31 protein-coding genes and 1 riboswitch are annotated in these 26,640 nt (G+C 64.8%); of the genes, 18 read left to right on the top strand and 13 right to left on the bottom strand.

All coding sequences use genetic code 11. The features are described from left to right. Window positions 1-11 precede the first annotated feature (11 nt). The 6 genes from WEG36_07140 to WEG36_07115 form a co-directional block, all read right to left on the bottom strand. Complete coding sequence (locus WEG36_07140; protein ID MEX1257374.1) at window positions 12-488, bottom strand: ATP-binding protein; 477 nt, start codon at window positions 486-488, stop codon at window positions 12-14. Beyond that, window positions 478-702, bottom strand: a complete 225-nt coding sequence (locus WEG36_07135) for an ABC-three component system middle component 7 (protein ID MEX1257373.1) — start codon at window positions 700-702, stop codon at window positions 478-480. The genes WEG36_07140 and WEG36_07135 overlap by 11 nt, the downstream gene beginning before the upstream one ends. Continuing rightward, window positions 699-1,460, bottom strand: a complete 762-nt coding sequence (locus WEG36_07130) for an ABC-three component system protein (protein MEX1257372.1) — start codon at window positions 1,458-1,460, stop codon at window positions 699-701. Before WEG36_07130 ends, WEG36_07135 begins: the two co-directional genes overlap by 4 nt. Window positions 1,461-2,162: 702 nt before the next feature. Continuing rightward, window positions 2,163-2,738, bottom strand: coding sequence for a hypothetical protein (locus WEG36_07125; protein MEX1257371.1), 576 nt, complete (start codon window positions 2,736-2,738; stop codon window positions 2,163-2,165). Window positions 2,739-2,897: 159 nt separating this feature from the next. Next, window positions 2,898-3,464, bottom strand: a complete 567-nt coding sequence (locus WEG36_07120; GenBank protein MEX1257370.1) for a hypothetical protein — start codon at window positions 3,462-3,464, stop codon at window positions 2,898-2,900. Window positions 3,465-3,713: 249 nt separating this feature from the next. Then, the gene (locus tag WEG36_07115) at window positions 3,714-4,094 is read right to left on the bottom strand and encodes a helix-turn-helix transcriptional regulator (GenBank protein MEX1257369.1); all 381 of its coding nucleotides are present in this window, start codon (window positions 4,092-4,094) and stop codon (window positions 3,714-3,716) included. 8 nt (window positions 4,095-4,102) lie between these two features. On the opposite strand from WEG36_07115, the gene WEG36_07110 reads away from it, so the two are divergent. Further along, a complete protein-coding gene (locus WEG36_07110; protein ID MEX1257368.1) occupies window positions 4,103-4,654 on the top strand; it encodes an ATP-binding protein in 552 nt (183 codons plus the stop codon). A gap of 132 nt (window positions 4,655-4,786) precedes the next feature. Here WEG36_07110 and WEG36_07105 read toward each other — a convergent pair whose 3' ends face one another. The 5 genes from WEG36_07105 to WEG36_07085 form a co-directional block, all read right to left on the bottom strand. Continuing rightward, on the bottom strand, window positions 4,787-5,035 hold the full coding sequence (locus WEG36_07105; GenBank protein MEX1257367.1) for a type II toxin-antitoxin system HicA family toxin: 249 nt from the start codon (window positions 5,033-5,035) through the stop codon (window positions 4,787-4,789). Next, entirely contained in the window at window positions 5,032-5,268 is a 237-nt protein-coding gene (locus WEG36_07100) for a type II toxin-antitoxin system HicB family antitoxin (protein ID MEX1257366.1), read from the bottom strand. The genes WEG36_07105 and WEG36_07100 overlap by 4 nt, the downstream gene beginning before the upstream one ends. Before the next feature lie 223 nt (window positions 5,269-5,491). Further along, on the bottom strand, window positions 5,492-5,737 hold the full coding sequence (locus WEG36_07095) for a helix-turn-helix transcriptional regulator (protein ID MEX1257365.1): 246 nt from the start codon (window positions 5,735-5,737) through the stop codon (window positions 5,492-5,494). A 116-nt stretch (window positions 5,738-5,853) separates the two neighbouring features. Continuing rightward, on the bottom strand, window positions 5,854-6,366 hold the full coding sequence (locus tag WEG36_07090) for a hypothetical protein (GenBank protein MEX1257364.1): 513 nt from the start codon (window positions 6,364-6,366) through the stop codon (window positions 5,854-5,856). Between the two features lie 16 nt (window positions 6,367-6,382). Beyond that, window positions 6,383-6,874, bottom strand: coding sequence for a hypothetical protein (locus WEG36_07085; GenBank protein MEX1257363.1), 492 nt, complete (start codon window positions 6,872-6,874; stop codon window positions 6,383-6,385). Window positions 6,875-7,054: 180 nt separating this feature from the next. Between WEG36_07085 and WEG36_07080 the strand changes: the two genes are divergently transcribed. Both WEG36_07080 and WEG36_07075 read left to right on the top strand, forming a co-directional pair. Continuing rightward, on the top strand, window positions 7,055-8,569 hold the full coding sequence (locus tag WEG36_07080) for a hypothetical protein (protein MEX1257362.1): 1,515 nt from the start codon (window positions 7,055-7,057) through the stop codon (window positions 8,567-8,569). Between the two features lie 69 nt (window positions 8,570-8,638). Next, complete coding sequence (locus tag WEG36_07075; GenBank protein MEX1257361.1) at window positions 8,639-10,039, top strand: alpha/beta hydrolase; 1,401 nt, start codon at window positions 8,639-8,641, stop codon at window positions 10,037-10,039. A 226-nt stretch (window positions 10,040-10,265) separates the two neighbouring features. Here the strand turns inward: WEG36_07075 and WEG36_07070 are convergent, their stop codons facing one another. Both WEG36_07070 and WEG36_07065 read right to left on the bottom strand, forming a co-directional pair. Beyond that, window positions 10,266-10,715 (bottom strand): hypothetical protein, encoded by a 450-nt coding sequence (locus WEG36_07070; protein ID MEX1257360.1) that lies wholly within the window; start codon window positions 10,713-10,715, stop codon window positions 10,266-10,268. 248 nt (window positions 10,716-10,963) lie between these two features. Next, window positions 10,964-13,123 (bottom strand): TonB-dependent receptor, encoded by a 2,160-nt coding sequence (locus WEG36_07065; protein MEX1257359.1) that lies wholly within the window; start codon window positions 13,121-13,123, stop codon window positions 10,964-10,966. 118 nt (window positions 13,124-13,241) lie between these two features. Next, window positions 13,242-13,386, bottom strand: a riboswitch (cobalamin riboswitch). A gap of 185 nt (window positions 13,387-13,571) precedes the next feature. Here WEG36_07065 and thpR point away from each other — a divergent pair. The 15 genes from thpR to rseP all read left to right on the top strand — a co-directional run bounded on the left by thpR (window position 13,572) and on the right by rseP (window position 26,603). Further along, window positions 13,572-14,150 carry an RNA 2',3'-cyclic phosphodiesterase gene (gene thpR, locus WEG36_07060; protein ID MEX1257358.1) on the top strand — a complete coding sequence of 193 codons (579 nt, stop codon included), beginning with the start codon at window positions 13,572-13,574 and terminating at the stop codon, window positions 14,148-14,150. A 9-nt stretch (window positions 14,151-14,159) separates the two neighbouring features. Beyond that, complete coding sequence (locus WEG36_07055; GenBank protein ID MEX1257357.1) at window positions 14,160-14,795, top strand: hypothetical protein; 636 nt, start codon at window positions 14,160-14,162, stop codon at window positions 14,793-14,795. Window positions 14,796-14,798: 3 nt separating this feature from the next. Continuing rightward, the gene (locus WEG36_07050; GenBank protein ID MEX1257356.1) at window positions 14,799-16,157 is read left to right on the top strand and encodes a sigma-54 dependent transcriptional regulator; all 1,359 of its coding nucleotides are present in this window, start codon (window positions 14,799-14,801) and stop codon (window positions 16,155-16,157) included. A gap of 166 nt (window positions 16,158-16,323) precedes the next feature. After that, a complete protein-coding gene (gene lepB / locus WEG36_07045; protein MEX1257355.1) occupies window positions 16,324-17,127 on the top strand; it encodes a signal peptidase I in 804 nt (267 codons plus the stop codon). Window positions 17,128-17,275: 148 nt separating this feature from the next. Further along, entirely contained in the window at window positions 17,276-18,130 is an 855-nt protein-coding gene (locus WEG36_07040) for a sigma-70 family RNA polymerase sigma factor (protein ID MEX1257354.1), read from the top strand. A gap of 179 nt (window positions 18,131-18,309) precedes the next feature. After that, window positions 18,310-18,738, top strand: a complete 429-nt coding sequence (rplM, locus tag WEG36_07035; protein MEX1257353.1) for a 50S ribosomal protein L13 — start codon at window positions 18,310-18,312, stop codon at window positions 18,736-18,738. A 29-nt stretch (window positions 18,739-18,767) separates the two neighbouring features. Continuing rightward, window positions 18,768-19,169, top strand: coding sequence for a 30S ribosomal protein S9 (rpsI, locus tag WEG36_07030; protein MEX1257352.1), 402 nt, complete (start codon window positions 18,768-18,770; stop codon window positions 19,167-19,169). A 39-nt stretch (window positions 19,170-19,208) separates the two neighbouring features. Further along, window positions 19,209-20,132, top strand: a complete 924-nt coding sequence (gene rpsB, locus WEG36_07025; protein ID MEX1257351.1) for a 30S ribosomal protein S2 — start codon at window positions 19,209-19,211, stop codon at window positions 20,130-20,132. 165 nt (window positions 20,133-20,297) lie between these two features. Next, window positions 20,298-20,894, top strand: a complete 597-nt coding sequence (tsf, locus tag WEG36_07020; GenBank protein MEX1257350.1) for a translation elongation factor Ts — start codon at window positions 20,298-20,300, stop codon at window positions 20,892-20,894. A 70-nt stretch (window positions 20,895-20,964) separates the two neighbouring features. Continuing rightward, a complete protein-coding gene (gene pyrH / locus WEG36_07015; GenBank protein MEX1257349.1) occupies window positions 20,965-21,690 on the top strand; it encodes a UMP kinase in 726 nt (241 codons plus the stop codon). Window positions 21,691-21,700: 10 nt separating this feature from the next. Continuing rightward, complete coding sequence (gene frr, locus WEG36_07010) at window positions 21,701-22,252, top strand: ribosome recycling factor (GenBank protein MEX1257348.1); 552 nt, start codon at window positions 21,701-21,703, stop codon at window positions 22,250-22,252. Between the two features lie 38 nt (window positions 22,253-22,290). Next, window positions 22,291-23,106, top strand: coding sequence for a polyprenyl diphosphate synthase (gene uppS, locus WEG36_07005; GenBank protein ID MEX1257347.1), 816 nt, complete (start codon window positions 22,291-22,293; stop codon window positions 23,104-23,106). A gap of 19 nt (window positions 23,107-23,125) precedes the next feature. Beyond that, window positions 23,126-23,992: a phosphatidate cytidylyltransferase gene (locus WEG36_07000; GenBank protein MEX1257346.1), complete on the top strand. Its 867-nt coding sequence runs from the start codon at window positions 23,126-23,128 to the stop codon at window positions 23,990-23,992. Continuing rightward, window positions 23,989-25,176: a 1-deoxy-D-xylulose-5-phosphate reductoisomerase gene (dxr, locus tag WEG36_06995; GenBank protein ID MEX1257345.1), complete on the top strand. Its 1,188-nt coding sequence runs from the start codon at window positions 23,989-23,991 to the stop codon at window positions 25,174-25,176. Before WEG36_07000 ends, dxr begins: the two co-directional genes overlap by 4 nt. Then, window positions 25,173-26,603, top strand: coding sequence for an RIP metalloprotease RseP (gene rseP / locus WEG36_06990; protein MEX1257344.1), 1,431 nt, complete (start codon window positions 25,173-25,175; stop codon window positions 26,601-26,603). The genes dxr and rseP overlap by 4 nt, the downstream gene beginning before the upstream one ends. Window positions 26,604-26,640 lie beyond the last annotated feature (37 nt).

Below are 26,640 nucleotides of genomic sequence, written 5' to 3'. Positions count from 1 at the left end.
GGGGGGTGGGGTCATGCTCGTGAGAACCCTGGGGTCATCCTCGTGAGAAGTGACATCACATCAAGATTCTCCTTGCCCCAAACCCGCGCGTAGAGGCCCACCAAAGCCCTGAACGAGAGCCCTTCCAACTCGATTCCGTAGTGAGCTCTCAGCAGGCCGGTATACTCATCCAGGGCTAGGACGGCTTCGGGCTGGAAATCTTCATCGCATCGATAGACATCGTCAGGCTCGAGAGTGCCTCGACGATAGCGCCTTTGGACACCATCGAAGTCAAACACGATGTCGTAGTGGTGATGTCCGAGCTCCTTGATCGCGTCCGCGTTATGCTCGACCAACGAGCTCCCTCCGAAGGCAAAGTCGATGACCATCAAGAGACTCGATTTGCCGATCGAGTTCGTCGCGTTGTCGTCGCCGAGGACAACGTTCAGGCCATCCGAGAATCGAATGGTATTCGTCCGGAAGCGCTCGCACCGGATCTCACGCAGCATACGACAGGAGTCCCTTTTCAAGATCGATGTCAATTCGGCCTAGCACATAGAGGACGTCTAACGCCAGCATGAACTGATCGAGATCCCGAACATCTCGCTCGACTCGGTGCAAGAGCTCCGAAATCGAAATGTCGTAGGGGCCTTGGGCCATAATAATGGGCGTCAGCGCCAGGGCCGATTCTTGGAGCGTCACGATCTTGTTGGGGGTGATCACTCAAAGACCTCGCAATTCTGGACGAAGAATGCGGCTACTGCTTCAGCCGCGTCGCGCGTGGCCGATGCTTCTTGGCGTGCCATCCAATCAACGACGCTTGCAAAGACCTCACCCTGTGTGAGGGCGATCGGCTTCTGGCTGAGGTAGAAGGTGCGAACCTGAGCGAAGATGAGCTCAGAACTCCCTGGGCTGTCCCGCTCCAGTTCCTTGAAATAGTTGCGGACACCCACGAAATAGTCGTTCACGGCATGCTGGATCTTCCGGCGAGTGGGCCCGGGCATCGTGTCATCCAGCTTCCGATCGACCTTCTGGGGATCGTAGTTCAGGTCGGTGTCGACCTCGCCCGTTAAGCTAACAGCGAGCCCAGCTAAGACTCGTCGAATCTCGACTTCGATGGGATATTCGATCTGGAGGTCACGCATTGCCGCCGCCCGGAGGAAATCCTCCTTCAGGTCCGCGAGTGTGACGTACTCCTCTAACGTCCGAGGCTTATCGAAACGACCATGGCAAGTCTTGCACAGAGGGATGAGGTTGTCTGGGTCGTTCGGATCCGTAGAGAGGCGGGGTGCCGTCTGCAGCTCCGCCTGTTCCAACAGCGTAGGGTTGAGCGGATAGATGTGGGCGGTGTCGTAGTCCTTGTAGCGGCGGCCCCTCTTCTTGTAAAAGAGCCGCTTGCTGCACAGAGGACACCTGCCTCCGACCTGTGTGAGCAACGCAAGTTCGTCCGCTGGTTTCAAGCCCTTGCGGTTTTTCGCCACCCTACCTCCTCGATCAGTCGCTGCGGACACTTCGTCCCGCGGCGATGCCAGGCAACGCCAGAGTTCGGACGACGCACAAAGAAGGCCATCCCGCAGCGGTGCTGAGCGCTCGCGTATTGATGGCAACGCAATGCGTCGTGAGTACTCCCAGCGTGCAAGGACGAAGTCGCTTATCGACACAACACGTAAGCTGCGCCCTGAGTGCCGAAGAATTCAGCGCGAGGGCCGACAGCGCCGACTTCACGCGCAAGTTGGCGCCGTCCCCCTAACGCGTCCGGGTCTGCGCAACGAGCGGAAACTGGAAGTCCGTCTAGTCTTTGTCTACATAGGTGTCCGGAACTCGTTCCCAGGTCGAACACTTGCGACCAACCGCGCGCTTGAAATCGCGGAATAGTTGGTGCGCGTCGGGTGTGCATCCTGGACAGGAATTCCCGACGGCATCCGCCAAGGCGCGCCGCATCTCGCTGGAGAGATGGTCAACGATGTCCTCAATTCTTACGCGAGCCACGAATCCACCTCCAATGAGTCTTTGAAGGGGTTGCATCAAGGTCACGCTAACGGCTCGGCGCGTAAGCTGCGCGCCTCAGTGCTGGAGGGATCATCTGACAAGCCCACCGCGCGAGCTTCCCGCGCCTGTTTATTAGCGCTCACCGCTCGAGAGAGGTCCTCCCACATGGAGAGACTCCCTTCCTACACCCGAAATCAGCTACTAATCCTAAGCTTTGCGATGCCGAAGTTGAGTTCGGCCTCAAGCTTTGGGACTCTCCTTGTTGGACGCGTCATGATACGGTTCAGATCGTAGCGCTCAAGGGAGTCGTCATCCTCCAGCTCACGGATCCAGAATCTAATCACCGCGGGGCCGCTCACCGCATAGCACAACACGAGATGGTTGTCTCGGATGTCAACAAATGGGTCTGCAGGGTGTTCGAATGGACGTTCCTTCGGTGCGGGGACGAAGCCCGCGGGGAGCGCAACGAAGAAGAGGACCGGCGAGTCGTCGGTCTTGGGTCGGAAGCCTTCTTCCACCAAGAACGCACCGGGATAGTCGTCAGCAGACGCTAAACACGACTCCCTGGGATAACCCGGGAGGCGTTCAAGCGGTTCACTGCTTAGGAGGTGGCCGCCCGCGTATGGATGCAGTCCAGGCGGCCTCGATCCGGGCTCCCAGGTCAAGAGGACCCGTTCTTGGCTAGTCGTCGAGTAAATCTCGCGAGTCGCCGTCACCCGGTCTTCGACACTCTTGTACCTCGATATGTAGGCGTAGGAGAAGAATCCCATCTGTCACCCCCTCAGGGTGGGATGCCAACTCTGCACCCCTCGTGTACCACGAGCTAGCCAACGTCTCGGCGCGTAAGCTGCGTGCCGGGGTCCTGAAAAGTTCAACCGCTAAGCCCACCGCGCCAGCTTCACGCGCCTATTAGACGCCCGCCCGGTGGGTCAGGATCCAGAATTCATTTGTCGCAGGACCGCTGCAGCTCGAGCCTTGGCGTCGGAGAGATCGGACCATTGCTCATTCGTCTTGAAGACCTCGTCTCTGGGTCGAAACGAGTATGTAAGGCAGCCGCCGCCAATGTCCACCAGCAATGGGTCTACCCTAGGCCAAGGTAGAGTGATCATGACCGGAGGAATGGTCACATCAAGAAGATGTCTCTCGAGCTGAATGATGGTCGGGTCCAATAGCAGGGCCATCGGCCCGTCACGAACGAGCGTCACGACATGATGCAGATAGCCGTCGAACGTCTCGGATCCGGTCTTGGCGATCATGGCGGGCGGCTCCAGGGCCCGGCCCTCTGCCATCTGTTGGATTGCCGACGCATTCGCGAACTCAAAGTCCACGCATAAGGGCTCGCTACGGACTCCGTACTCGTTGAACACGAGATCGATCACCCTGGACACGTAGATGCAGTGACCTGCATGGCCGGTCCGATTCATCTCGGCGAAGAGGGCGGGGAGAAGGCGGCGCGCGAGGGACTCCGCCCGGTTCAGGAGATGATTCACTCTCATGTCTCTGGGCGTGCTAACTGGTATTCGACGGACCCACATTGGCCCCCAGCGGGGCAGCGTCGTCACTATATGCATCCATCGAGTACGGGAGGCAATGCCGGCTGGACGCGGACGAGAGCAATGGAGAGTTGCGCACGCGACTCCAGCTCGGGGCCGGTGTCTGAATTGGAGTGGCCTACTTCTACGTCGATTGCGTGGCGGTTTGGCCCAACGCCGGACACGCGCGTCGTGATCAACTCAGGGCCAACTCTAGCCGCCGTCATTTCGTGGCTCGAAGCCGATGGTGGTAAATAGACCCTCGAGCCGCTTCAGGTTGCAAGGGTTGGGAAAGTGATTGCCGTGCTCCCAGCCACGGAGGGTGGACTCGTCGACTGCGAGGGTGTCTGCCAACCTGGCCTGAGAACGACCGGTCAATTGGCGAAGGACCTTCAGCCGGTCGGCAAGGGACGTACCTCCTTTCAGGGGCACATATCCGAGAAACTGAATGATCCCTGGCCAGTTCCGTAGGGCCGGCTCAGATCTTCGGATCTCCCAGTTCAGGACCGTTGTGAGATCCACTCCGATCGCCTCGGCGACCTCTCGCTGTAGGAGTCCCCGGTCCATCCGGACCTTCCGGATGTGCTCTCCCACCGTCCTCGGTGAGACGGGATAGCTCTTCGAGACCGGTTTCTGTCCTCTCAAGTGGACATGGCAATAGGGGAACGCAGGGGTGCCCCTGCGGCCACCTGGGCGATCCGCGCCACCCCTGCACCTGCGATCCCACCCAGGTGGCACGGTACCGGTCGCGGATCTCGGGGCCGCTCCGGGACCGGATGGATCTGCATCTGGACGTTCCGGCGATTCCCTACGCGGAGCTGGCCGGTCGCCCGGGAGGTGAATCGTCGCTCGCGATTCGGGAGCGGGTGACGCGAGCCAGGGAGCGGCAGCGGGAGCGGCACGGGGTGCGCCGGAACGGACGGGGGGCCTCGCTCCCGACCTGGAACGGGGCGTTGTCTCCGGCCGCGACGGCCCGGTGGTGCCGGCTGGATCGCGACGGCGCGCGGCTCATGGAGGACGCCGCGGACCGGCTCGGGCTCTCCGCGCGCGGAGTCCACCGCGTTCTCAAGGTGGCGCGGACGATCGCGGATCTCGAAGGGGCGGAACGGATCGCGGAGCCGCACTTGGCGGAGGCGATCCAGTATCGGGGGTGAGCGAGGGACCGACGAAGCTCAGGCTTGGACTATGGCACTCCAGAACAATTGCCTCCGGCAATCCCGGCGCGGTTCAATCTGCACGAAAAAACCACGCAGTTCATGCGTGGGTTTTTCCCATGCTCCGGTCCCTCAGCGCAGAAGTTCCAACCGACGAAGGTCTTCCTCGGTCCACCGGGCCTGAAGATCGATCATGCTTCGCAGCGTCCCGCGCCGAAAGGTGTCGGCGGAGTGGTGAAACGAAACTGTCACGCGGCGACCGTCGGAATGCTTGAAGTGCCGATGGCTTCCTTTCTGGCGAACGAGGGTGAAGCCGTCGGCGTGAAGTGCGGAGAGGATCTGGCGGGCGGTGAGGGTGGCGAGTTTGGAGTAATCGGTCATCCGACGTTGACGGCGACCGCCGGCTGCTCCGAGACCCTCGCATTCTCGGGCAACGACTCGCCGTCTTCGAGCAGATCCTCGATCACCATCTGAAGCACTTCCTGAAGGTTCTTCAGTGCCTCTTCACGAGTGTTGCCCCAAGCCGCGGCACCCTTCTCCTCCAACTCGGGCACGTACGCACGCCAGACATCTTCGTCCGGCTCCACGACGGCGTTGAATACATAGGATCGCATCGAATCTCCTCTTGGTGTTTTTGATAAGGTAAGCTTTCGCATGGGATTGGATCAATTTCTGGTCCCGCACTCATGCTTCCATATTTTTCGTAATTTTCGCACCTAGCCTTGACTGCTGAAGTCACTCCTCACAGAGAGGTACCGTTTGGGGCTCCTGTCCCCAAGCTGCCAGTGCCGGACCGATCACTCGCTCCACATGCTCTCTTAGGCGCTTGAGCGGCACTCACCTGTGGCACTCCCACCCCCAGATCGTCGATTCGTCTACGCCGAGCGCTCTGGCGACGGATGGCTGGGACCGGCCTGTCATTACCCGATAGGCGGTGAGCCGTTCTCCGAACGACTCAGGACGGGGCAGGGGAACGTATCCGAGGAACCGGATGATCCTCCGCCAGTGCCGAAGCGCCGGCTCAATCCTCCCCACCTCCCAGTTCGCCAGAGACTTGTCATCCACCCCGAGGATCTCGGCCACCTCCTACGAGGCCTCCATCCTGGAGGTGTGAAGCGACCACGGGGTGGATCAGACCACGTCACGAAGCGGTGCGAGACTCAGGTGACGAGCCTCGCTGCTTTCGCGAGGCCGGCTCCTCACTCCGAGAGCAGCTCCTCGAGGGCAAGACGCGTCTTAGGCGGCAGGAAGTCTTCATCAAGGTATTTCGTGACGATGGACATGGCGTCGTCTGCGCGGTCAATGTTCAGATAGCGGAGAAGGTATCGGACGTCGCCGAGATCCTGGAACTCTTCTGCCAGCCGCATCGCGGCGCACTTCATTGCGAGGAGGTACTCGGGACGAGCGACGAAAACGAGGAGGTTCGGAAGGTCCAGATAGGGCACGAAGTCCCCCTGCGAACCGAGATATCCCTTCACGGCATCGTTCAGCCAGCCGTCCGGCACTCCTGCTCGTCCGGCGACCCGAGCCGCAGCTTCGCGCACCTGCCTGGTCGGCCGGAAGTAGGCGTCCACGTCACGCGTCGCGGGCCGGGCATCCAGTGCCAAGCACATCACCGCGCCGCCCACCATGTACAGCTCGCCCCTGATCTCCTCCTCGGCGAGCTCTTCATTCAGCAGCCCGAGGAGCCGCTCGATATCAACTTTCGTCAACTTGGTTGAGCCCAACTTAGACGCGCGCCCCGACGGTCGAATCCACGAAGAGGTTGCGCCGCTTGAAGGGCACGGGTGAGGACTGCAGGAGATGAAGACGGAGGCTCCTCAACGGGGTCGTGAAATAGGGCTCATCCAGGCCCTCGACCTTGGCTGTCCAGGGCGGCGGAGGCTGATCCTTCTGGCCGGCCGCCACTTCGACCATCGCGGCCACATAGCTCAGAAGGAAAGGAGACAGCGTATTGGGGGGAATCTCCTCGACCGCGAGCCGGAACTCGATCGGGGCCAACTCTGAAAGGAAGTCGTTGAGCTCGGCGAGAGGGTATGCTCGGTCCCCTTCCTCCGAGAGGGCCTTCACGACTCCAGCGAACCGCCCTCTTGCGGGCGGTAGCGCGCGGGACATCACGAACGTGGATAGGTCCTGACCCGCGTCCTTCGCTCGTCGCTTGAGGTCCGCCTTCTCCCGCGGAGTGAGCCGAATCTGCAGGTGCCGCGACTTGATCGCCATACCTCAATATGTGAAGCCCGGAACTCGATGTAAATACATCGTCATGACATTTATGTGCTGCACGATGGGAACGCTCCCCAACCCCGATTGGGTCTCGCCGAGAGTCCGTTGAACCGTCCATCGTCGGACCACCGTGGCCGTGGATGGGAACGAGCCGGCCGGCTCAGACTAATAGTGATCGTGAACGGACGAATCCACCCATCCGCCGGCGCCGGTCTCTGGGCGCGCTTGATTTCGGCAGCGGTCGCCGGGCTCGCCTCAATCCTTTTAGTTGGCACGGCGGCGGGGCAGGACGTGGTCCGGGAGGTCCAGGTTCCGCTCGACGCCGCGGGACAGATCCTCGAGATCACCCCCGAGCTGCGGCGTGCCGCGGCACTCTTCCCGGAGGTCCAGGGGTTTCAGGGCGCCCGGCTTTTCCAGCAGGAGGACGGGACACTCGTGCTCGAGGTGAGCTGGCTGGAAGGACCACGCCTGGCCCGAGAGCGGCGCGTCCTTGCGGCCGCCGAGATCGAGTCGTTTCGGACCGGGCTCTCTTCCGCCATCGCGGAAGCCGATACCACACCGGCCTTTACCCGTGAGGGAAGGGGAGGGCTGGTGTGGGGGGCCACCGGGATCGGGCTCGCCTTTTATGGCTGGGCCGTCCCGCTCTCGCTAGATATAGACGATAGCCGCGGCGCGGTGGCTGCCTACCTTCTCACGGCCGCGTCGAGTTTCTACCTCCCTTATCGCCTGACGCGGGATCGTTCGGTTACGGATGCACACCGTTCGATGTCCCTCTGGGGCGCGACTCGGGGCGCCCTGTTCGGCGGTGCTCTGGGGTTCGCGATCACCGACCGCGGGGGCCCGCCCGAGTTCGGTGAAGACGAGGACGCCGATTGGCGGGTGCGCGTGGGCGCAGCGACGGTCGGGAGCATGGCCGGGGGTGTCCTGGGGTTCAAGGCGGTGGATTGGACCGGGATCGGCCAGGGCACGGCGGATCTCCGGGAGACCCTCTCCGACTTCTCGACCGCGGCCGGATTCGGGCTGTCCTACGTCATGGGGCTCTACGATGACGAAGAGACCCGGGATATCGAGGGGGGCATCGTTCACGAGGACCCGGACCTCCTACCCGCGAACCTCCTCGCGCTCGCGGTGGCGGGTGCCGGCATCGCCGGATCCCAAAGGGCGGGCCGCGACGGCCGCTACACCTCCGGGGACGTTCACGTCCTGCGGTCCTTCGGGCTCATGGGCGCACAGGCCCTTCTCCCCGTGGCGAATCTCCTGGATGAGGACGGGGAGAAAACTCATGTGGCGGCAGCGATCCTGGGGGCGGCTCCGGGACTCTTTTTCGGGGACCGCACGCTCCGCTCGCAGAACTTCTCCGGCGGGGATGGCCTCCTCGTGGCGGCGGGTCACCTCGCCGGAGGGCTCCTGGGGGCGGGACTCACCTACCTCGTGGATCCGGACACGGAGCGGGACGAATTGATCTACATGACCGCCACTGCGGCCGGCTCTGCCGCGGGACTAATCTTCACCTACCGCGCACTGGCCGACAGAGGGGGGGCGTCCGGTACCGCCCTTCGCCCAGGAAACGACTCCGGCGTTTCGAGGGGAGCCGAAGTCTCCGTCAATCCGCTGGGATTCCTCCCGCTCCTGACCGGCAGCGGCGGCGGCTCCTCCTCGGTTCGGAGCACGGTGCTAAGTATTCGCTGGTAGGACGTCCTGGGGCCCGTGTTCTGCGGGTCGCCGGAGGTCCGTTCGACCTCAGCCGTGGAGGCAACGCCGATGCGTTCGACACCGATTCCGTGCGGTTTCCGCCGCCGAGCCCTCGCCACGCTCCTTGCGCCCATGTTCCTCCTCGTGGCCTGCATCGAGCCCGGCCCGGTGCCGGAAGAGATCCCTCCCGCGCCACCGCGCCCGCACGACACGAGGACCTTCTCCATTCCGGACGGACAGGCCGCCTTCGAGCCCCTGGAAGGAGCCACGGCCTTCCACGGGGTCGGTGAGGGGATTCACGGACCGGCGAGCTACCGCATCGAGGTGCCCGAAAATTGGAACGGGGTGCTCGTGATGTACGCCCACGGCTACCGGGGCACGGGCGACCAGCTCACCGTCGGGAATCCCGCCCTACGTGGCTACCTCATCGACAATGGATTCGCCTGGGCCGCTTCGAGTTACAGCGCGAATTACTACGACGTCCGCGCCGGTGTCGAGGACACCAACGCCCTCGCCCTCGCCTTTCAGGAGATCACGGGGCACCCAGCACCGACCAAGTACTACATCACGGGGCATTCCATGGGGGGGCATGTGACGGGCGCCGCGATCGAAGAGGAGACGCTCGCGACGGCGCTCCACCGAGTTCGGTACGCAGGGGCCGTCCCGATGTGCGGCGTCATGGGAGACAACGAGCTCTACGACTATTTCCTCGCATACAACCTCGCGGCGCATCATCTGGCCGGCATGCCGGTCGCCACGTTCCCCATCCCGGACCACGAGGAAAAGCTTCCCGCGATCCGCGCGGCGCTCTGGGAGGACTATGCGGCGGATATGGCCGCGATGACCGATCAGGGGGAGCCGCTCTGGTATGCCCTCATGCATCTCTCCGGAGGGCCGCGTCCAATTTTCGAGGGCTCCTTCCCCAACTTCCAGGATCTCCTCCTCGGGTACGGGACGATGGACGGTGCGTGGCGAGGCGTGCTCTCGGGCGTCAGCGTGAATACGACCGGGATCGTCTATCAGCTCGACGCGGATCCCGCTCTGTCCGAAGCGGAGCGCGCCTTCAACGAGGCCATCTTCCGAGTGGAGGGTGACCTCGAGTCGGCCAATCCCATTCGCCCGGACGGGGTGCGCGCCCTCCCGATCGTCGCGGGCCGATTCGACATCCCTGTCGTGAGCATCCACACGCTCGGCGACCTCTTCGTCCCCTTCCGGGTGCAACAGCTCTATGCGGAGCGCGCGGCGGCCAACGGGAATGCGGACCGGCTCGTCCAGCGGGCGATCCGCGGCCCTGCACACTGCGGGTTCGACGTCCAGGAGGAGATCGCCGCCTTCGAGGCGATGGTGCACTGGGAGGAAGACGGCGTGCGTCCCACCGGGGACGACGTCCTAGATCCGGAGGTCGTCGCGGAGCCCCGCTACGGGTGCCAGTTCACGGTCGCGACCCGGCCCGGGCTCCCGGCCTGTTAGTGTCCCGTCCCAGAAGTTCGTAGAGCACCGAGGGTACCGATGCGCCGCGCCGGCAAGGCGCGACGACGAGGAGTAGCAGGGCTACTTCGAGGAGGAGCAACGCTGCCGGGGCGGATGCAGCGGCGCACGAGCCGAGCGACCACATGCGTTGGCACGACCTGAACGGGTCGCCGCGAGACGACGGCACACAGTGCCGTCAATGCCAACGAACTTCTGGGACGGGACACTAGGAAGCCCTCTGGAATACGATGATTACGGGGGTCCCGTCGATGTCCCCGGTGAGCGTCAGTGTAGATCCCGCGATCACATAAGTGAAGGTGGTCGCGTCTGAGGTCGTGGGGTCGATCGTGAACTGCGCGCTCGTGCTCGTGTAGGTTCCCAGCTGAGTGCAATTCGGCTCCTCATCTTCGCAGGCTCCGATGAGATCGTTTTGAATCTGTGGCGAGAAACTGCCGGTCGACCCGAAAACGATCGTCAGCGACATCCCCTCGCCGATGAAGTCCATTCCCGGCGCGTTGAAGCTCGTCGCATTCCAGGTGCCGACGAGCGTCGCGCCACTCGAGGAGGAGGGGGAGTCGTCGCACCCTGCGGCGACTCCGAGAAGGGCGGCCGACACGGCGAGCGTGCGGAGCTTCGACCCCCCGGGGACAACCGGTGGTGCTCGATCAGGGCGCACGGGTCGAATTTCGGGGTGAGATCCCGGTCAGGGCGCCACCTCGAATCCCGTGCACCGCACCACCGGAAGCGGGGGGTATTTCGGGAACCGGGGGTCATCGCGCGCCCGCAGACAAAAGATGAAGCGGCTTCCCCGCCCGCTCGTGACCTCTCTTCGGTGGACGCACGAAGCGCAAAGGCCGGTGGGGGCGGCCTCCCGGGAGGGACGAGCGCCCGCGTCGTCCCTCCCGGACGTATCGGAGACCGACATCACGGGACCTCTCGGTTCCCTCCCACTCGCACCCGCGCGCCGAGCCGGACGATCCTTCCCGGCGCGGGAAAACGCGCGATCCCCTCGTAGTCCTTGTCGAGCGCGTTCTCGACGCGAAGGAGGAGATGCGTTCCGGACGTCCCGGGGACGAGGAGCTCTCCGGTGAGGTCCAGGGTCGCGTACCCCGGAAGGGTGACTCGCTCGCCGAGAAAGGTCTCCGCGAAGTCCACGTCCACCCGGCCTCCCACGAAGTGGACGGTGGCCCCGAGCGTCGCGTCCTCGAGCGGGAGGCGCGCGGCGAGCGTTCCGGAGCGCTCCGGACGCCGAAGGAGCGCGGCGCCCGCGACGAACGTGGCGTTGCTCGCGAGCCCGGGGTCGAGAACCTGCGTGCTCAGGTGCGTGAAGGAGCCGGACAACTCGACCGGACCGACCGCGGCCTCCACTCCAATCTCGAGACCCTTCGCTTCGGCCGACCCGACGTTCGCGTAGTTGGGATCGGTCGGCCCTTCGGTCGCGGAGGTGAACTGGATGAGATCATGAAAGGTCTGGTCGAACCAGGTCGCCGAAAGCAAGGCCGGCCCGATCGCCTGCTCGACGCCGAGTTCCCAGCTCTCGATCCGTTCAGGGACGAGGTCGGGATTCCCGTTGTCACCGAAGCCGCTCCCGTAGTTCTCGCCGAAGGTGGGCTCTCGAAAGGCTCGTCCGACCGAGCCTCGCAGTCGTCCACCTTCCCAGCCAGTCCAGGAGAACCCGGCGCGAAAGGTCTCGAACCGGCCGAATGCCTCGTTGTCGTCGAGACGCCCCCCGAGCGTGGTATGCAGACCCGCGAGGGGTTCGGAATGGAGCTGGAGGTAAAGCGCCCGGTTGGAACGCTCGTATCCGGCAGCTGCCGAATACGGTCCGAACTCGCTGTCCGAGTCGTAGTCCGTCTCCCCTTGTGCCGACTCGATCGAGGCACCGAGGGTCGCGATGCTCTGGAGGGCGGTGGCGTTCAACTGAACGTCCGCGGACCGCCTAGTGATGTCCGCGACAAAGTAGGAATAAAAGATTCCGCTGATGTCGTCCGGACCGTCCTGCCCGTCGCGGTTTACGTGCCGGCGCTGGTTGATCCCCACTTGCGCTCGCACCTCGATCCAGTCGGCGAACCGGTGGCCCGCGTCCAACGCCGTGGTCCAGAAGCGCCGGTCGAAGGACTGGTTCTCGTCCACGACGTTGCCGGCGGAATCGGTCGGGTAATGGGATTCGCTGTCGCTGAACCGGGTGGCGATCAGGACATCTGTCGTTTCGCCGACCTCCCAAGCGAGACGCGCGTTCGCCGTGTAAAGGGAGCGCTCATTGTTCACCGGGTAGGCGCCCTCGGTCCCCGAGCGGCCCGCCCCGACCATATAGGAGAATGACCCCGAGGCTCCGCTCACGGTCGCAGCGAGATCGGAGAGCGTGTATTCACCGTCCGCGTGCCGCTGCTCTCCGATTCCCCCGACCGTCTCGATCTCGAGAGAAGGCCTCCCCCTTCCGCGCCGCGTGAAAATCTGGATGACCCCCGCGGCGGCGTCGGATCCGTAGAGGACGCTCCCGGACCCGCGCAACACTTCGATCCGCTCGACCTGGTCGAGCGACAGATCGGTGACGTCCACGGCGCCTCCCGCCTCGTTCACCGGAACTCCGTCTACGAGGATCCGCACGTAGTCGCTTTCCCCGCCGCGCAGGAAGATCGAGGTCTGCGCGCCGGCGGAGCCCGCCTGAACTACCATGAGGCCGGGCACCGTGCGCAGCGCGTCCGACAGCGTCCGAATTCCCTGTTCCCGAAGCCTCTCGCCGACGAGGACGGTGACCGAATTCGGGAGCGTCCTCCGGTCGAGCGCCGTGCGGGTCGCTGTCACGACCATCGCGCTGAGCTCGAAGGGATCGTCCGAAGGGGGTGTCGCCTCCACCTGTCCCCGCAGTTCCGGCGGAGCCACCAGCGCCAGGAGCAGGAGAAAGGAAGTGAGTCCGCACACGAGCGTGCGGACCGCTGAGTTCGTCTTTGATGTAATGCGGGACATGTCGGGCTCCTTGGGTGTGTGGTGCGCCTGGAAAGGAGGCCCCGACGGCACGACGAGGTCGAGGGCGATCCGGCGGCCTTCGCCGGCGCCCTCCGCGGTGGAACCGCGAGAAAGCATGGATCCGTGACAAAACAAACGGCCCGCCTCCCTCAGGGGGAACGGGCCGCGCGATCGTCCGATCCACGCACCCGCCTCCCCCTCCCTCGAAGGGTTGCTGTCGGGCGCGAATGGGACGGTCTCCTGGCTCGAGGCGGCGTCGCTCGCCTTCCCAGGGGTTCTCCCCCCAGTGGCAATTTGAGCGATCCTTTTTCAGTCCCCGGGACTACGTGGGGAGGGGCCTCTTACAGTGGCGGGGCCGCGCCGGACTCACACCGGCTTCCGAAGGCCCCATTCGCAAGACTCTGTTGTGAGGCCGAAGTTATGCGGGGGGTTCCCAAGGGTCAAGCAGATGAGCGGGCGGTGCCCGATGCCGGTTGTCCCTCTGGAAGGGAAGGGATAAGATCGTCCCGCTCTTGACAGGCCGCCAACATTAGAGCCAAGTCCCTCCCCCTCTCCACCCGGGTCCATGCGCCTCTTTATCGCCCTCAACCTTCCCTTGAAGGAGAAGCGCAAGATCCACAGTGCGGCGAAGCCCCTCCGCGAGGCAGGATACCCTTTCCGCTGGCTCGAGCCGGCGGACTTCCATCTGACGCTCAAGTTCCTGGGCGACGTGAGGAACGATGTCGTTCCCGTCGCCGAGCGTGTGGTCGAGCGGGTCGCCGCGGAGACGAAGGACTTCCCGCTTTCGATCAGTGGGTTCGGCGCCTTTCCCACGATTCGGAGGCCGCAGGTCATCTGGATCGGCGTCGAGCCGACTCCCGCGCTCCGTTGCCTCAAGCAGGACCTGGAATGGGGGCTCGCGAATCACGGCTTCGAAAGGGAAACCCGCGCCTTCCACCCTCACATCACCCTGGGCCGGGCGGACGAGGAGGAAGGGGCCGGCTCCTTTCGGGGCCTCGACGAGCTCTCGGCGGGACTGAGCTACAAAGGAAAGGTTCCCATGAAGACGGTGGATCTCATGCGGAGCCAGCTCGCGCGGCAGGGCACTCAATACACGGTCATCGGCGGAAGCCCGCTCAAGAGCAGCTCCCGCCGGAAGAGGTGACGCGGGGCGATGAAGCTCTTCGGCTGCCTCGCCAAGTTCGTCGGCTTCCTCTTCCTCGTCGCCATACTCGGCCTGGCGTGGCTCCGCTTCAGCGAGATGCGGAGCGACCAGGCGTCCGAAGGTGACATCCCGGCCTCCTCCGCGGCGAGCGCCGAGGTCGCGGCGCAGGTCGAGGCCCGCTTCGAGGACGCCATTCAGTCCCGCTCGGAAACGGTGGAGCTCACGGAAACCGAGTTGGCGAGTCTCCTCCAGCACGCATTTAATGAGGGGCTCCCCGGGGGGGTCGTCGCCACCGGCGTGACGCTGAGCGACGGCGAAGCCCGGATTCGGGGCCGGATCGCTCTTTCCCTCCTTCCTCCCATGACCTGGCTGGACCCCGTCCGCCGCATCCTTCCGGAGCAGGTCCCGGTCGAAATCCGCTGCGCGGTGCTCGCCGTCGAAGAGGGTGCGGCGGTCCTCCTCATTCGGGGATTCAGCGTGGCAGGAATTCCGGTTCCCCGGCGCGCCTATTCCGTCTTCCTCCCGGAGCTCGGGACGGGGGAGTCCGGCGACCTCCCACCGGAGGTGATTCGCGTGGCGCTTCCCGCGGAGGTCAGCTCCGTGCGCATCGCCGAGGACCGGGTGGTCGTCGGGGTCCCGCGGTAGGCCATGGCGCGGATCCTCATCGTAGACGACGAGGGACCCGTCCGCGAGGTCCTGCTCCAGCTCTTCGAGTTCGAAGGGCACGAGGTCCAGACCGAGCCGTCCGGGGCGGCCGCACTCCGAGCAGTCGAGCGCGAGGCCCCGGACGCCGTCTTCCTCGACGTGAAGATGCCCGGGATGGATGGGCTCGAAACGCTCGAACGGATGAGGGAGATCGCGCCCGGAACCCACGTGGTGATGATCTCCGGCCACGGAACGATCGACACGGCCGTCGAGGCGACGCGGCGGGGCGCCTTCGACTTTCTCGAGAAACCGCTCGACACCGACCGCATTCTCGTCACGCTCCGAAACGTCCTCGAGCTGCGAGGCCTCTCCGAGTCGGTCGCGAAGCTCCGCTCGGAGGTCGAGGCGCACCACGAGATCATCGGGAATTCTTACCAGATCCGGCAGGTTCTCGACCGCATCGAGAAGGTGGCCCCGACCGAAGCGCGTGTCCTCATCACTGGAGAAAACGGAACCGGAAAGGAGCTGGTGGCACGGGCGACGCACCGCCTTTCCAAGCGCGCGGGCCGTCCTTTTGTCGAAGTGAACTGCGCGGCCATCCCTGCGGAGCTGATCGAGTCCGAGCTCTTCGGGCACATGAAGGGGTCGTTCACGGGAGCCGTTCAGGATCGGGCCGGGAAGTTCGAGCAGGCGCATGGGGGGACGCTCTTCCTCGACGAGGTCGGCGATATGTCGCTCGCCGCGCAGGCGAAGGTGCTCAGGGCGCTCGAAGAGTCACGCGTCACGAGGGTCGGCGGGCAAAAGGCCCGCGAGGTGGACGTCCGGGTCATCGCCGCGACCAATAAGGACCTCGCTCGTGAAATCGAAGCGGGAAAGTTTCGCGACGACCTCTTCTACCGGTTGAACGTCGTCCCCATCCACGTTCCGCCGCTCCGGGAGCGCCGGGACGACATACCCATGCTCGTGCGCCACTTCGCCGATGTGATGCGCGCCCGCGACGGCCTTCCGGTGCGGGAGTTCACGCCCCAGGCGATCGCTCGCCTCCAGGAGCTCGAGTGGTCGGGCAACGTGCGGGAGCTCCGGAACACGGTCGAGCGCCTCCTTATCCTCGCGGGGGGGGAGAGGATTGGCCGCGAAGACCTGGACCTTCTCGTCACCGGGAGATCGAACGTCGAGCTCGGATTGGGACTCCTGGACTCGAAAACGTTCTCCGAGTTTAAGGAGCGCTCCGAGCGGCTCTTTCTTCTCCAGAAGCTTCGCGAGCACGATTGGAACGTCTCGGAGACGGCGCGCATTCTGGACATGCCGCGGTCGAACCTCTATAAGAAGATCGAGAGGTACGGACTTCGTAGGGAAGAGTGAGGGCCTCCGGTCGGGATGGGAAGTCGCGGCGGAAGGGGCACCGCGGCCCGGAACGTGCTGTCTCTCGATCGGGTAAGTGCAAGTGGTGCCTCGAACGAGTACGGTCCACCCGCGCCGCCGAGCTTGGGGGATGAGAGGGGACCGGTCACCGAAGCGAAGGACCCTCGTGAACGCAGGTCAGGATCCAATCGAAGGGGCCGATCCGGTCGGCACCGACGGGGACGACTCCGCGGCAGCTGTGCCCGACGCCACGCCCCCCTTTCGGCCCGCGACCGCGGGTGCGCGCGTCTGGTTCAGAAACGCCTTCGAACTGGTGCGGTCGATCGCACTCGTCCTCGTTCTCTTTTTCCTCGTCCGGGCCTTCATCGTCGAGGCCTTCAAGATTCCCACGTCCTCCATGGAAGGGACGCTTCTCGCCGGAGACTTCCTCCTCGTGAACAAGGCGGTCTACGGGGCGGAGATTCCGGGGACCCACATCACCCTTCCCGGGTTCGCGGAACCGGAGCGTGGGGACATCATCGTCTTCCATCCGCCGCACGATCCCGCCAAGCACTATGTGAAGCGTCTCGTGGGGCTCCCCGGCGATACGCTTCAGATGCGTGACAAGGCGCTCCTCGTGAATGGTGAGCCGCTGGTCGAGCCTTACGTCCGCCATCGGGATCCCGGCGGAGACGCGGTCCACCCCGGGATGGTCTGGCAGTCGCCATTCCTGCAGAAGGATGCGATCCCGGGGCGGTATCGGCCCTCCCGCGACAACTGGGGTCCGCTGATCGTCCCGCCCGACCGCTTCTTCGTCCTCGGGGACAATCGCGATAATTCCGAGGACTCCAGGTACTGGGGATTCATCACGCGCGAGAGCATCAAAGGACGGCCCTGGAGGGTGTATTATTCGACCGACCCGGCGCACCCCGGTGCCTTTTCCTGGCTCCGCGACGTGCGGTGGGATCGGATCGGCGGCCTCATCGAATAGCGCCGCCGGAACGGGTCACGAGTTCTCGTGGTGCGAAGTGTCGGTGGGGTGTTGCGCGATCCGCGAGTGATCCCGATCATGACGCTTCGATCCGGTTCGAATCGTCTCGGCCTCGGCAGTTTCGCTCCCTGACGGACGCAGGTGCCCCATGAGCTTTTCGTCTCGTCGAAGAGCTGGAAAGGATGGGTCCCTCGACCAGTACCTGAAGGAGATCAGCCAGTATCCGCTGATCGACCGGGAGGAGGAAGCGCGCCTGGCGGGCGGGATCCGCAAAGGCGATCCGGAGTCGCTCGACAAGCTCGTCCGCTCGAACCTCCGCTTCGTGGTTTCCGTCGCGAAGAAGTATCAGAACCAGGGCGTCCTCCTCCCCGACCTGATCAACGAGGGAAACGTCGGCCTCATCCGCGCGGCGCACAAATTCGACGAGACGAAGGGGATCAAGTTCATCTCGTACGCGGTCTGGTGGATCCGGCAGGCGATCCTCCAGGCGCTCGCCGAGCAGAGCAGGATCGTTCGTGTCCCTCTGAACCGGGCGGGGGCGCTCCACCGGATCGGCCGCCGCTCCTCGAGCCTCCTGCAGGAGCTCGGCCGCGAGCCCACGGTGGACGAGATCGCGCAGGAGCTCGAGCTCTCGAAGGAGGAAGTCGCCTCCACGCTCGCGATCTCGCAGTCGCACCTCTCGCTCGACGCGCCCCTGACGCCGGGAGAGGACAACCGTCTCCTCGACTACCTTCCCGACCAGTTCTCTCCCGACCCCGAGGACGAGGCGTATGAACACGCCCTCAAGAACACCGTGGACCAGGCCCTCGCCACTCTCAAGGAGCGGGAAGCGAAAGTCCTCCGCCTCTACTTCGGCCTGGACGAGCAGGAGCCGATGACGCTCGAGGAGATCGGGTCGCTCCTCGGCATCACCCGGGAGCGGGTTCGCCAGATCAAGGAGAAGGCCCTCGCCCGCCTCCGCCACGCCTCCCGGTCCCGCTTCCTCGAGACCTTCACCCGGTAAGGGGACGCCGAGGAGCCCTCACCATGGGCCCGGTCCGCGCCTTCCGCCCGCCTCCAACCCTCGCGAAACCCGTCGCCGGGACGCTTCCACGGCTCCTGCTACGGCGTTGACACCCCTAAACCGCGCCAATATCATTCAATGCTCTGTATTCAAGGGATGGGTGTAGACCGGGTGCCTGGATGAGAACGCACACTCCAAAAGCGCATGAAATCGACCGCCACTGGTGGGTCGTGGACGCGTCGGGGAAGACGCTCGGCCGCCTCGCGACCGAAGTGGCTCGCATTCTGCGCGGCAAGCATAAGCCGATTTACACCCCGCACCTCGACACTGGGGACTACGTCGTCCTGGTGAACGCGGAGAAGGTCCGTCTGACCGGAAAAAAAGCCGACCAGAAGACCTACTTCCGCCACTCGGGCTACATGGGGGGTGAACGCTTCATCCCCTTCCGGCGGATGATCGAGACGCACCCCGAGCGCGTGCTGGAGCTGGCCGTCAAGGGAATGCTTCCCAAAAACGCGCTCGGCCGCGAAATGCGGAAGAAGCTCAAGGTCTACCGGGGAGAAGAGCATCCCCACCAGGGGCAGAATCCGCAGCCCCTGGAGCTCTGACGGGTTTCCCCGAAGACGAACTGGCGAAGATGGCAGAAAAAACAAGCGAAGAATTGCGCGCGGTCGGACGCAGGAAGACGAGCACGGCGAGGGCGGTCCTCCGCCCGGGCACCGGCGAGTTCTCCGTGAACGGGCGGGAACTCCGGGCCTATTTCCCCCGGCTTCTCCATCGCAATAGGGCGGAAGAGGCGCTCAAGATCACGGGGCGGTATGGCCAGTTCGACGTCACCGTGAAGGTGCGCGGCGGCGGCATTTCCGGGCAGGCGGACGCGATTCGCCTGGCGGTCGCGCGCGCCGTCCTCGGTACCGATGAGGAGATCCGGCCGCTCCTCCGCAAACATGGCCTCCTCACCCGCGACTCCCGCAAAGTCGAACGGAAGAAGCCCGGCCGTCCCAAGGCCCGAAAGCGCTTCCAGTTCAGCAAGCGTTAACCTGCGAAGCGAGGCAGAGCGAATCCTTTGAGCGAATCCATGATCCCTGAGCCGCCACTCGTAGGGCTGAACGAACTTCTCGAGGCCGGTGTGCATTTCGGGCACCAGACTCGCCGTTGGAACCCGAAGATGAAGAAGTACATCTTCAGCGAGCGGAACGGGATTCACATCATTGACCTGCGGAAGACCCTCGACCGGCTCCGTGCCGCCGAAGTGGTCGTCCGGCGGGTCGTTCTCGCGGGTGACCGCGTCCTTTTCGTCTGTACGAAACCCCAGCTCCGGTCCATCATCGAGCAGGAGGCGCTGCGGTGCGGCGCTTTTTTCGTGACGGAGCGCTGGCTCGGCGGGATCCTGACGAACTTCCAGACGATCCGTCAACAGATCCGTCGCCTGAAGGAGCTTGAACGGGGTCAGGAAGAGAACGCGTTCGAGTTTTATACGAAGAAAGAACAGCTCCTGCTCGACCGTGAGCGGCTGAAGCTCGAGAAGTACTTCTCGGGCCTGAAGGACATGGGCCGCCTTCCCGGCGCGATTTTTGTCGTGGACGCAAAGCGCGAGGTGATCGCGGTCAGGGAAGCGAACCGCCTCGGAATTCCCGTCATCGCGATCGCGGATACGAATGCCGATCCGGACCATATCGACTATCCGATTCCCGGAAACGACGATGCGATCCGCTCGGTGGGGCTCATCACGAAGGCGATCGCGGATGCGATCCAGGTCACCCGGAGGGAGGTTCCCGAAGAAGATCGCCGGCGGGCCGACGAGGTCGAGGCGACCACCTATTCGACCGAAACGGGCGAAAAGGCAGCCGCGGTGGACGACACTTCGCAGCGCCGCGTGCGCCGCCGCCGCCGGCCGCGCCCGGAAGTGATCGAGCGCCTGAGGGGAGACGCGCCGGAGGGAGAGGGCTCACCCGGCGGAGAGGCGGGGTCCGGGACCGAGGGGGGAACGGACCTCGAATAGGAAAGTCCAGGGAGGGTGGATCTCCTCCCGAGCTCTCGGCCGGGACCGGACGGGAGTCGCGAGGCGGTAGCCGAATGGCGGCAGGGGGCCGAGATGGATCCGGATCCTCCTCCCCCGTCGCTGCCGCCTCTTTTCACGAACTCAAGATTTCGAGTGGCGAGTAAGATGAGTGTGACCGCAAGAGAGGTGAAGGCGCTCCGGGATCGCACCGGAGCCGGAATGATGGACTGCAAGAACGCCCTCGAGGAGACCGGCGGAGACGTCGAAGCCGCCATCGACCTCCTGCGCACCAAAGGCGCCGCGAAAGCCGCCAAGCGGGCGGGGAAGTCGGCGAATCAGGGAACGGTCGGCCACTATCTCCACCATGGCGGGCGGATCGGGGTCATGGTCGAACTCCGGTGCGAAACGGACTTCGTCGCGAGCACCGACGACTTCCAGGGACTCGCCCGCGATCTCGCGATGCATATCGCGGCCGCGCGACCGATGACCGTGCGCGCGGAGGAAGTCCCGCCCGAGGTCCTCGATCGCGAGCGGCAGATCTATCTCGAGCAGGTGCGCGCGGAGGGGAAACCGGAAAACATTCAGGAGAAGATCGTCGAGGGGAAGCTCCGGAAGTTCTTCGAAGAGGCGACGCTCCTGAAGCAGCCCTGGGTGAAGGATCCGGAGCGCACGATCGAGGACCTCCTGACAGAGCTCTCCGCCAAGACCGGAGAAAAAGTGGAGGTCGCTCGATTCGCGCGCTTCGAGATCGGCGAGGTATAGCCGATGGGACCGGTCGTGCCCCGATCGCGATCGCGAGACTCATGCACGACGCGCCGCTTGTGAGCCACCGATGAGCCTGATCGCTCCCGAACTGCGGTACCGCCGCGTCCTCCTCAAGCTCTCGGGGGAGGCGCTTGCGGGAGAAAAGGGTTTCGGAATTGACCCTCCCGTGGTGGACCGCCTCACCGACGAAGTCAAGGAAGTTCACGAGATGGGGGTGGCGCTCGGGCTCGTCGTCGGGGGAGGGAACATCGTCCGCGGCACCGTCGCCTCGCAGAGGGGGATGGACCGCGTGACCGCTGACTACATGGGGATGCTCGCGACCATCATCAACGCGATGGCGCTTCAGGACATGCTCGAACGGAAGGGCGTCGAGACCCGGGTCATGACGGCAATCCGGATGGAGGAGCTGGCGGAGCCGTACATCCGCCGGCGGGCGCTCCGCCATCTCGAGAAGGGGCGGGTGGTCTTGTTTGCGGGCGGGACCGGGAACCCTTACTTCTCCACGGATACCGCCGCGGTCCTGCGAGCGATCGAGATGGAATCGGATGTGATCATCAAGGCGACAAAGGTCGCGGGTGTGTATACCGCGGATCCGAACTCGAATCCGGACGCCACCTTTCTCCCCACCGTTTCCTTTCAGGAGGTCGTGGCGCGGGAGCTCGGCGTCATGGACGCACCGGCGGTGTCGCTCTGCAAGGAAAACGACCTCCCGATCATCGTGTTGAGCCTGAACCAGCGGGGTTCCATCGGCGCCGCGATCCGGGGCGAGGCGGTCGGGACCCTCGTATCGTGAAGAGGACGAGATGCCCACGATCGGAAATGTAAAAAAACACATGGACGACGCGCTGGACGCCGTGCGGCGGGAGTTCGCGACCATCCGGACCGGGAAGGCGACGCCGACGATCCTCGATACCGTCCGGGTGGAAGCCTACGGAGCGCAGCTTCCGCTGAACCAGGTCGCCACCGTTTCGACCCCCGAGGCTTCCCTGATTCTGGTCCAACCCTTCGACCGCTCGATCATCGCGATGATCGAAAAGGGGATTCACCAGGCGGACCTCGGTCTGAACCCGGCCAATGATGGCCAGGTCATTCGGATTCCGATCCCCCCGCTGAACGAGGAGCGCAGAAAGGAATACGTGAAGCTCCTCGGAAAGATGGCGGAGGAAGGGCGCATTTCGATCCGTCACGCGCGGCGGGAGGGGAACGATGCGGTGAAGCACAGGATGAAGGACGGGGACCTGTCGGACGACGAAGGACGCCGGACGACCGACGAAATACAGACGCTCACGGACCAGTACATCGCCAAGGTAGACGAGCTCTTGGCGTCCAAGGAGCGCGAGGTCATGACGGTCTAGCAGTTCGCCGAAGACCCGGGGGCGGCAGTCGGATCCCCGTGTCCTCCCTGGATTCCCGGTCCCATCTCTCGCTTTTGACACTCCCCTCCGCCGCGAACATCTTCCTCTTGATGAACGACGTTCCTTCCGATTCGGCTCCCGCCGACTGTCCCGCGCCCCGGCACGTCGCCGTCATCATGGACGGAAACGGGCGCTGGGCCGCCGATCGCGGACTTCCACGAATCGCGGGGCACCACGAGGGGATGAAGGTCGTGCGTGAGACGATCGAGGCGTCCATCGAGGCGGGGATCGAGATCCTCACTCTCTTCGCCTTCTCCACCGAAAACTGGCATCGTCCCGAAGAAGAGGTCCACGCCCTGATGGCCCTCCTCAAGATCTACGCGGAAAAAGAGCGGGAGGAACTCCGCGAGAGCGGCGTGGAGGTGCACGTGCTTGGTGACCTCCGGCCTCTCGACGACGGCGCGCGCGAGGCGGTCCGAATGATCGAGGAAGCGACACGCGGGGGGGATCGCCTTCGCCTGAACCTCATGATTTCTTATTCGGGGCGGGCCGAGATCCTCGAGGCGGCCCGCGCGCTCGCGCGTCGCGTCGAGTCGGGCGAGATCACCGTGGAGGAAATCGACCTGGAGAGTTTTTCCGCCGCGCTCTTCACGGACGGGCTCCCGGACCCGGACCTTCTGATCCGGACTTCCGGGGAGTTTCGCATCTCCAACTTCATGCTCTGGCAGCTCGCGTACGCAGAGATTTACATCACGCCCGTGCTCTGGCCCGACTTCACGCGCGACGACCTCTTCGGAGCGGTCGAGGAGTTCCGTCGGCGGGAGCGGCGCTTCGGCCGCGTGTCGCCTTCCTGACCGGCGCCCGGGACCACAAATGGCCGGATCCGATCTCGCGCGACGCCTGGGGGTCGCCGCCGTCGGCGTGCCCATCGGGATCGCGATCACCTATTTCGGTACTTGGCCCGTGGCCTCGGTGGTCGCCCTGTTGGCCGGCGCGGGCGCCCTCGAGATCTTTCATCTCGCGGCGGCCCGCGGATGGAGGCCCTTCACCTGGCTCGGCGTCCCCGCCGCCGCGCTCCTCGTCCTCGCCGCGGCCTGGGGAGACGGGATCGAAGGTTGGGCGGTATGGGGATGGGGCGTGATCCTCGTCCTGGCGCTGAGTGCTCTCGGGGGTGCGGTCTTCGTCCGGGGCTCGAACGGCGATCCGCTCCTGGCCGTGGCGATCACCCTCTTCGGGGCCGTGTACGTCGGCGCCACACTTTCGTTCGCCGTACATCTGCGGAACTTCCCGGCGACGGGGGGAGGGGAGCCGGGATGGGAAGGCGCCCTTCTCCTCGTCTTCCCCTTCGCGGTCACCTGGATCGGGGACACCTTCGCGTATCTCGCGGGGCACCGCTGGGGACGCCGGAAGCTCCTCCCGGCCGTCAGTCCGGCGAAGACGGTGGAGGGGGGAATCGGTGGGCTCGTCGGCGCGTCCGCGGGCGCGGCGCTTTTCACCTGGGTGTTCCTCCTCCCCTACACGGGACTGGGGCTCTCGGTGGTGGCGGCCGCGATTTTTGGACTCCTGATCGGCGCCGTCGCCCAGGTGGCCGACCTCGCCGAGTCGGTCCTCAAGCGGGAGGCCGGCGTGAAGGACTCGGGAGCGCTATTTCCGGGGCACGGCGGCGTCCTCGACCGGTTCGACGCGATCTTTTTTACCCTTCCCCTGACTTATCTCCTTCTGCCGCTTTTCATTCAGTGACCGACGGCGGGCGGATTCGTGTGGCCCTCCTGGGCTCCACCGGCTCGATCGGCGTCGCAGCGCTCCGCGTAATGGCCCGGCACCCCGACCGTTTTCAGGTCACCGTTCTGAGCGCCAACGCCTCCGTGCGCGACCTCGAGCGCCAGGTCCGGGAGCACCGCCCGGCCCGCGTCGTCGTTACCGACCAGGCTGCGTTCACGGGATGCTCCACGAATGGCGACGAGTGGGTGGGGGGAAGGGAAGCGCTCCTCGATGCCGTCGCGCGTCCGGATGTGGACGTCGTGGTGAACGCCCTCGTGGGATTCGCCGGGCTGGAGCCCTCGCTCCGTGCACTTGAGGCGGGGAAGCGGCTCGCGCTGGCGAACAAGGAATCGCTCGTGACCGGGGGCGCGCTGGTCCTCGAGGCCCTCCACCGAGGGGGCGGCGAGCTCGTTCCGGTGGATTCGGAGCACTCGGCCCTCTTCCAATGTCTGGGGGGTCGGCAAGGGACCGGAGTGGCACGCCTCGTGTTAACTGCTTCGGGGGGACCCTTTCGGGGGTGGACCGCGGGGCGGCTGGCCGAAGCACGACCCTCCGACGCGTTGCGCCACCCCACGTGGGAGATGGGGGCGAGAATCACGGTCGCTTCCGCCACGCTCGCGAACAAGGCGCTGGAAGTGATCGAAGCCCACTACCTCTTCCAGATGGCGTACCGGGATATCACGGTCGTCGTTCACCCTCAATCGGTCATCCACTCCATGGTCGAGTTCGTGGATGGATCCGTGATGGCACAAATGGGGTTTCCCACCATGGAGCTTCCAATTCTTTATGCCCTCACGCACCCGGACCGGATCTCCGATCCGGAGCTCCGGAGCTTCGATCCGGTTCGATCGTCGCCGCTCACTTTCGAGCGTGTGGACGACGAAGCGTTTCCGCTCTTCGGAATCGGTGTGAGGGCCGGGCGTGAAGGGGGAACGGCGCCAACGGTGTTCAATGCGGCGAACGAGATCGCGGTCGGGGCCTTCCTCGACGACCTCCTCTCCTTCCAGGGGATGACCGAAGTCGTGGGAGAAACGCTCGTCCGCGTTCCCTCCGCTCCCGTGCGGGACCTCCATGACGTCCTGGACGCGGACCGGACCGCCCGTCAGGTCGCGCGGGAGCTCGTCGAGCGCCAACTCCCCGCCGTGCCGGGATCCGACGGATGACTGTCATCCTCTCCACGATCGTCGTCCTGGGCGTGCTCATCTTCGTCCACGAGTTGGGACACTTTCTCGCGGCGCGCTCCGTCGGGATTCGGGTGGAGCGCTTCTCGGTCGGTCTCGGGCCCAAGGTCTTCGGATTCCGCCGCGGAGAGACGGAATACGTCATTAGCGCCATCCCCCTCGGCGGGTTCGTGAAAATGGGCGGGATGGACGACGAGGTCATGGAGGCGATCGAGGGAGGGAAAGAGGCCCAGCCCGCCGCCCCCGGGGGAGAAGATGGGGAAGCCGAGATGCCGGGCGGCCCAAGCGTCGAAGCGATGGCGCCGCGGTCCCGCGCGCCCCGACAGGGCGACTTCGACTCGAAATCCGTCCCCGCGCGCGCCTGGGTGATCTCCGCGGGCGTGGTGATGAATATGATTTTTGCGTTTCTCGCTTTTACGGTCGTCGCCGCCGGATGGGGACAGGCGGCACCGGACACTACCCGGGTTGCCGCGGTGCATTCGGAGTTCCTCCCCGCCGGCGCCGGCGGCCTCGCCGCGCTTCCCATCGGCGCGACGATCACGCGCATCGGAGATCGCCCGGTGGCCCACTGGGGGGATGTCCGCGATGCCGTTCTCGAATCCCCGGACGGGCCGGTCGCCTTCGTTTACTCGGGCCCTTCCGGAGAGCTGACGGCGGTGTTGACCGGCGCCGAGGCTCGCCAAGGGGTTCTCTCCGCGCTGGAGTACTGGACGGAGCCGGTGGTCCAGTCGGTCGGACGCGGGTCGCCGGCGGCCCAAGGGGGGATTCAGCCCGGGGACCGAATCGTCGCCGTGAACGGGGAGGAAATCAGTGCCTGGCCCGAGCTTCGATCGAAGGTCCAGGAGAATCTGGAGAGGGAGGTGGAGCTCACCCTGAATCGCGGCGGTGGCCTGCTCGTGCGGCTAGTGACCCCCTCCGCGGAGCAAGTGCCGGATCCCACCACGGGTGAAACGCGGGCGTTGGGTCTCGGCATTTCCGGCACCGGACCGGACTTCGTCTTCACTCGGGTCCCCCTCCTGGCCGCGGTACGAACCGGCTGGAGCGATACGGTCTTTGTCAGCACGGAAATCCTTCGGTTCCTCCGCGACCTCGTCACGGGGAGGATGTCGGCCCGGAACCTGGGGAGCATCGTCACCATCGGCGAGCTCTCCGGTCAGGCAGCGGCCGAGGGACTTCCGGTCTTCCTCCGATTTATGGCCCTCTTTTCGGTTAACCTCGCCATCCTGAACCTCCTCCCGATTCCGGTTCTCGACGGTGGGCACCTCCTCTTCCTCTCGATCGAAGCGGTCCGCGGGCGCCCCCTCTCCGTTCAGCAGAGGGTACGTTGGAGTCAGGTCGGCTTCGCCGTACTCATCGGGATCATGGCGCTCGCCCTCGGGAACGATTTCCTCCGCCTCCTCGGGCGGTAGGACGGAAGGGGCGAGGGCCCTCGGCCCCCGCACAGGT

The organism is Gemmatimonadota bacterium, assembly GCA_040882465.1.
Taxonomy (GTDB): Bacteria; Gemmatimonadota; Gemmatimonadetes; order Longimicrobiales; family Gaopeijiaceae; genus JBBEBG01.
The sequence above is the reverse complement of the archived record's forward strand: the minus strand, read 5'-3'. Positions and strand labels throughout refer to the sequence as shown.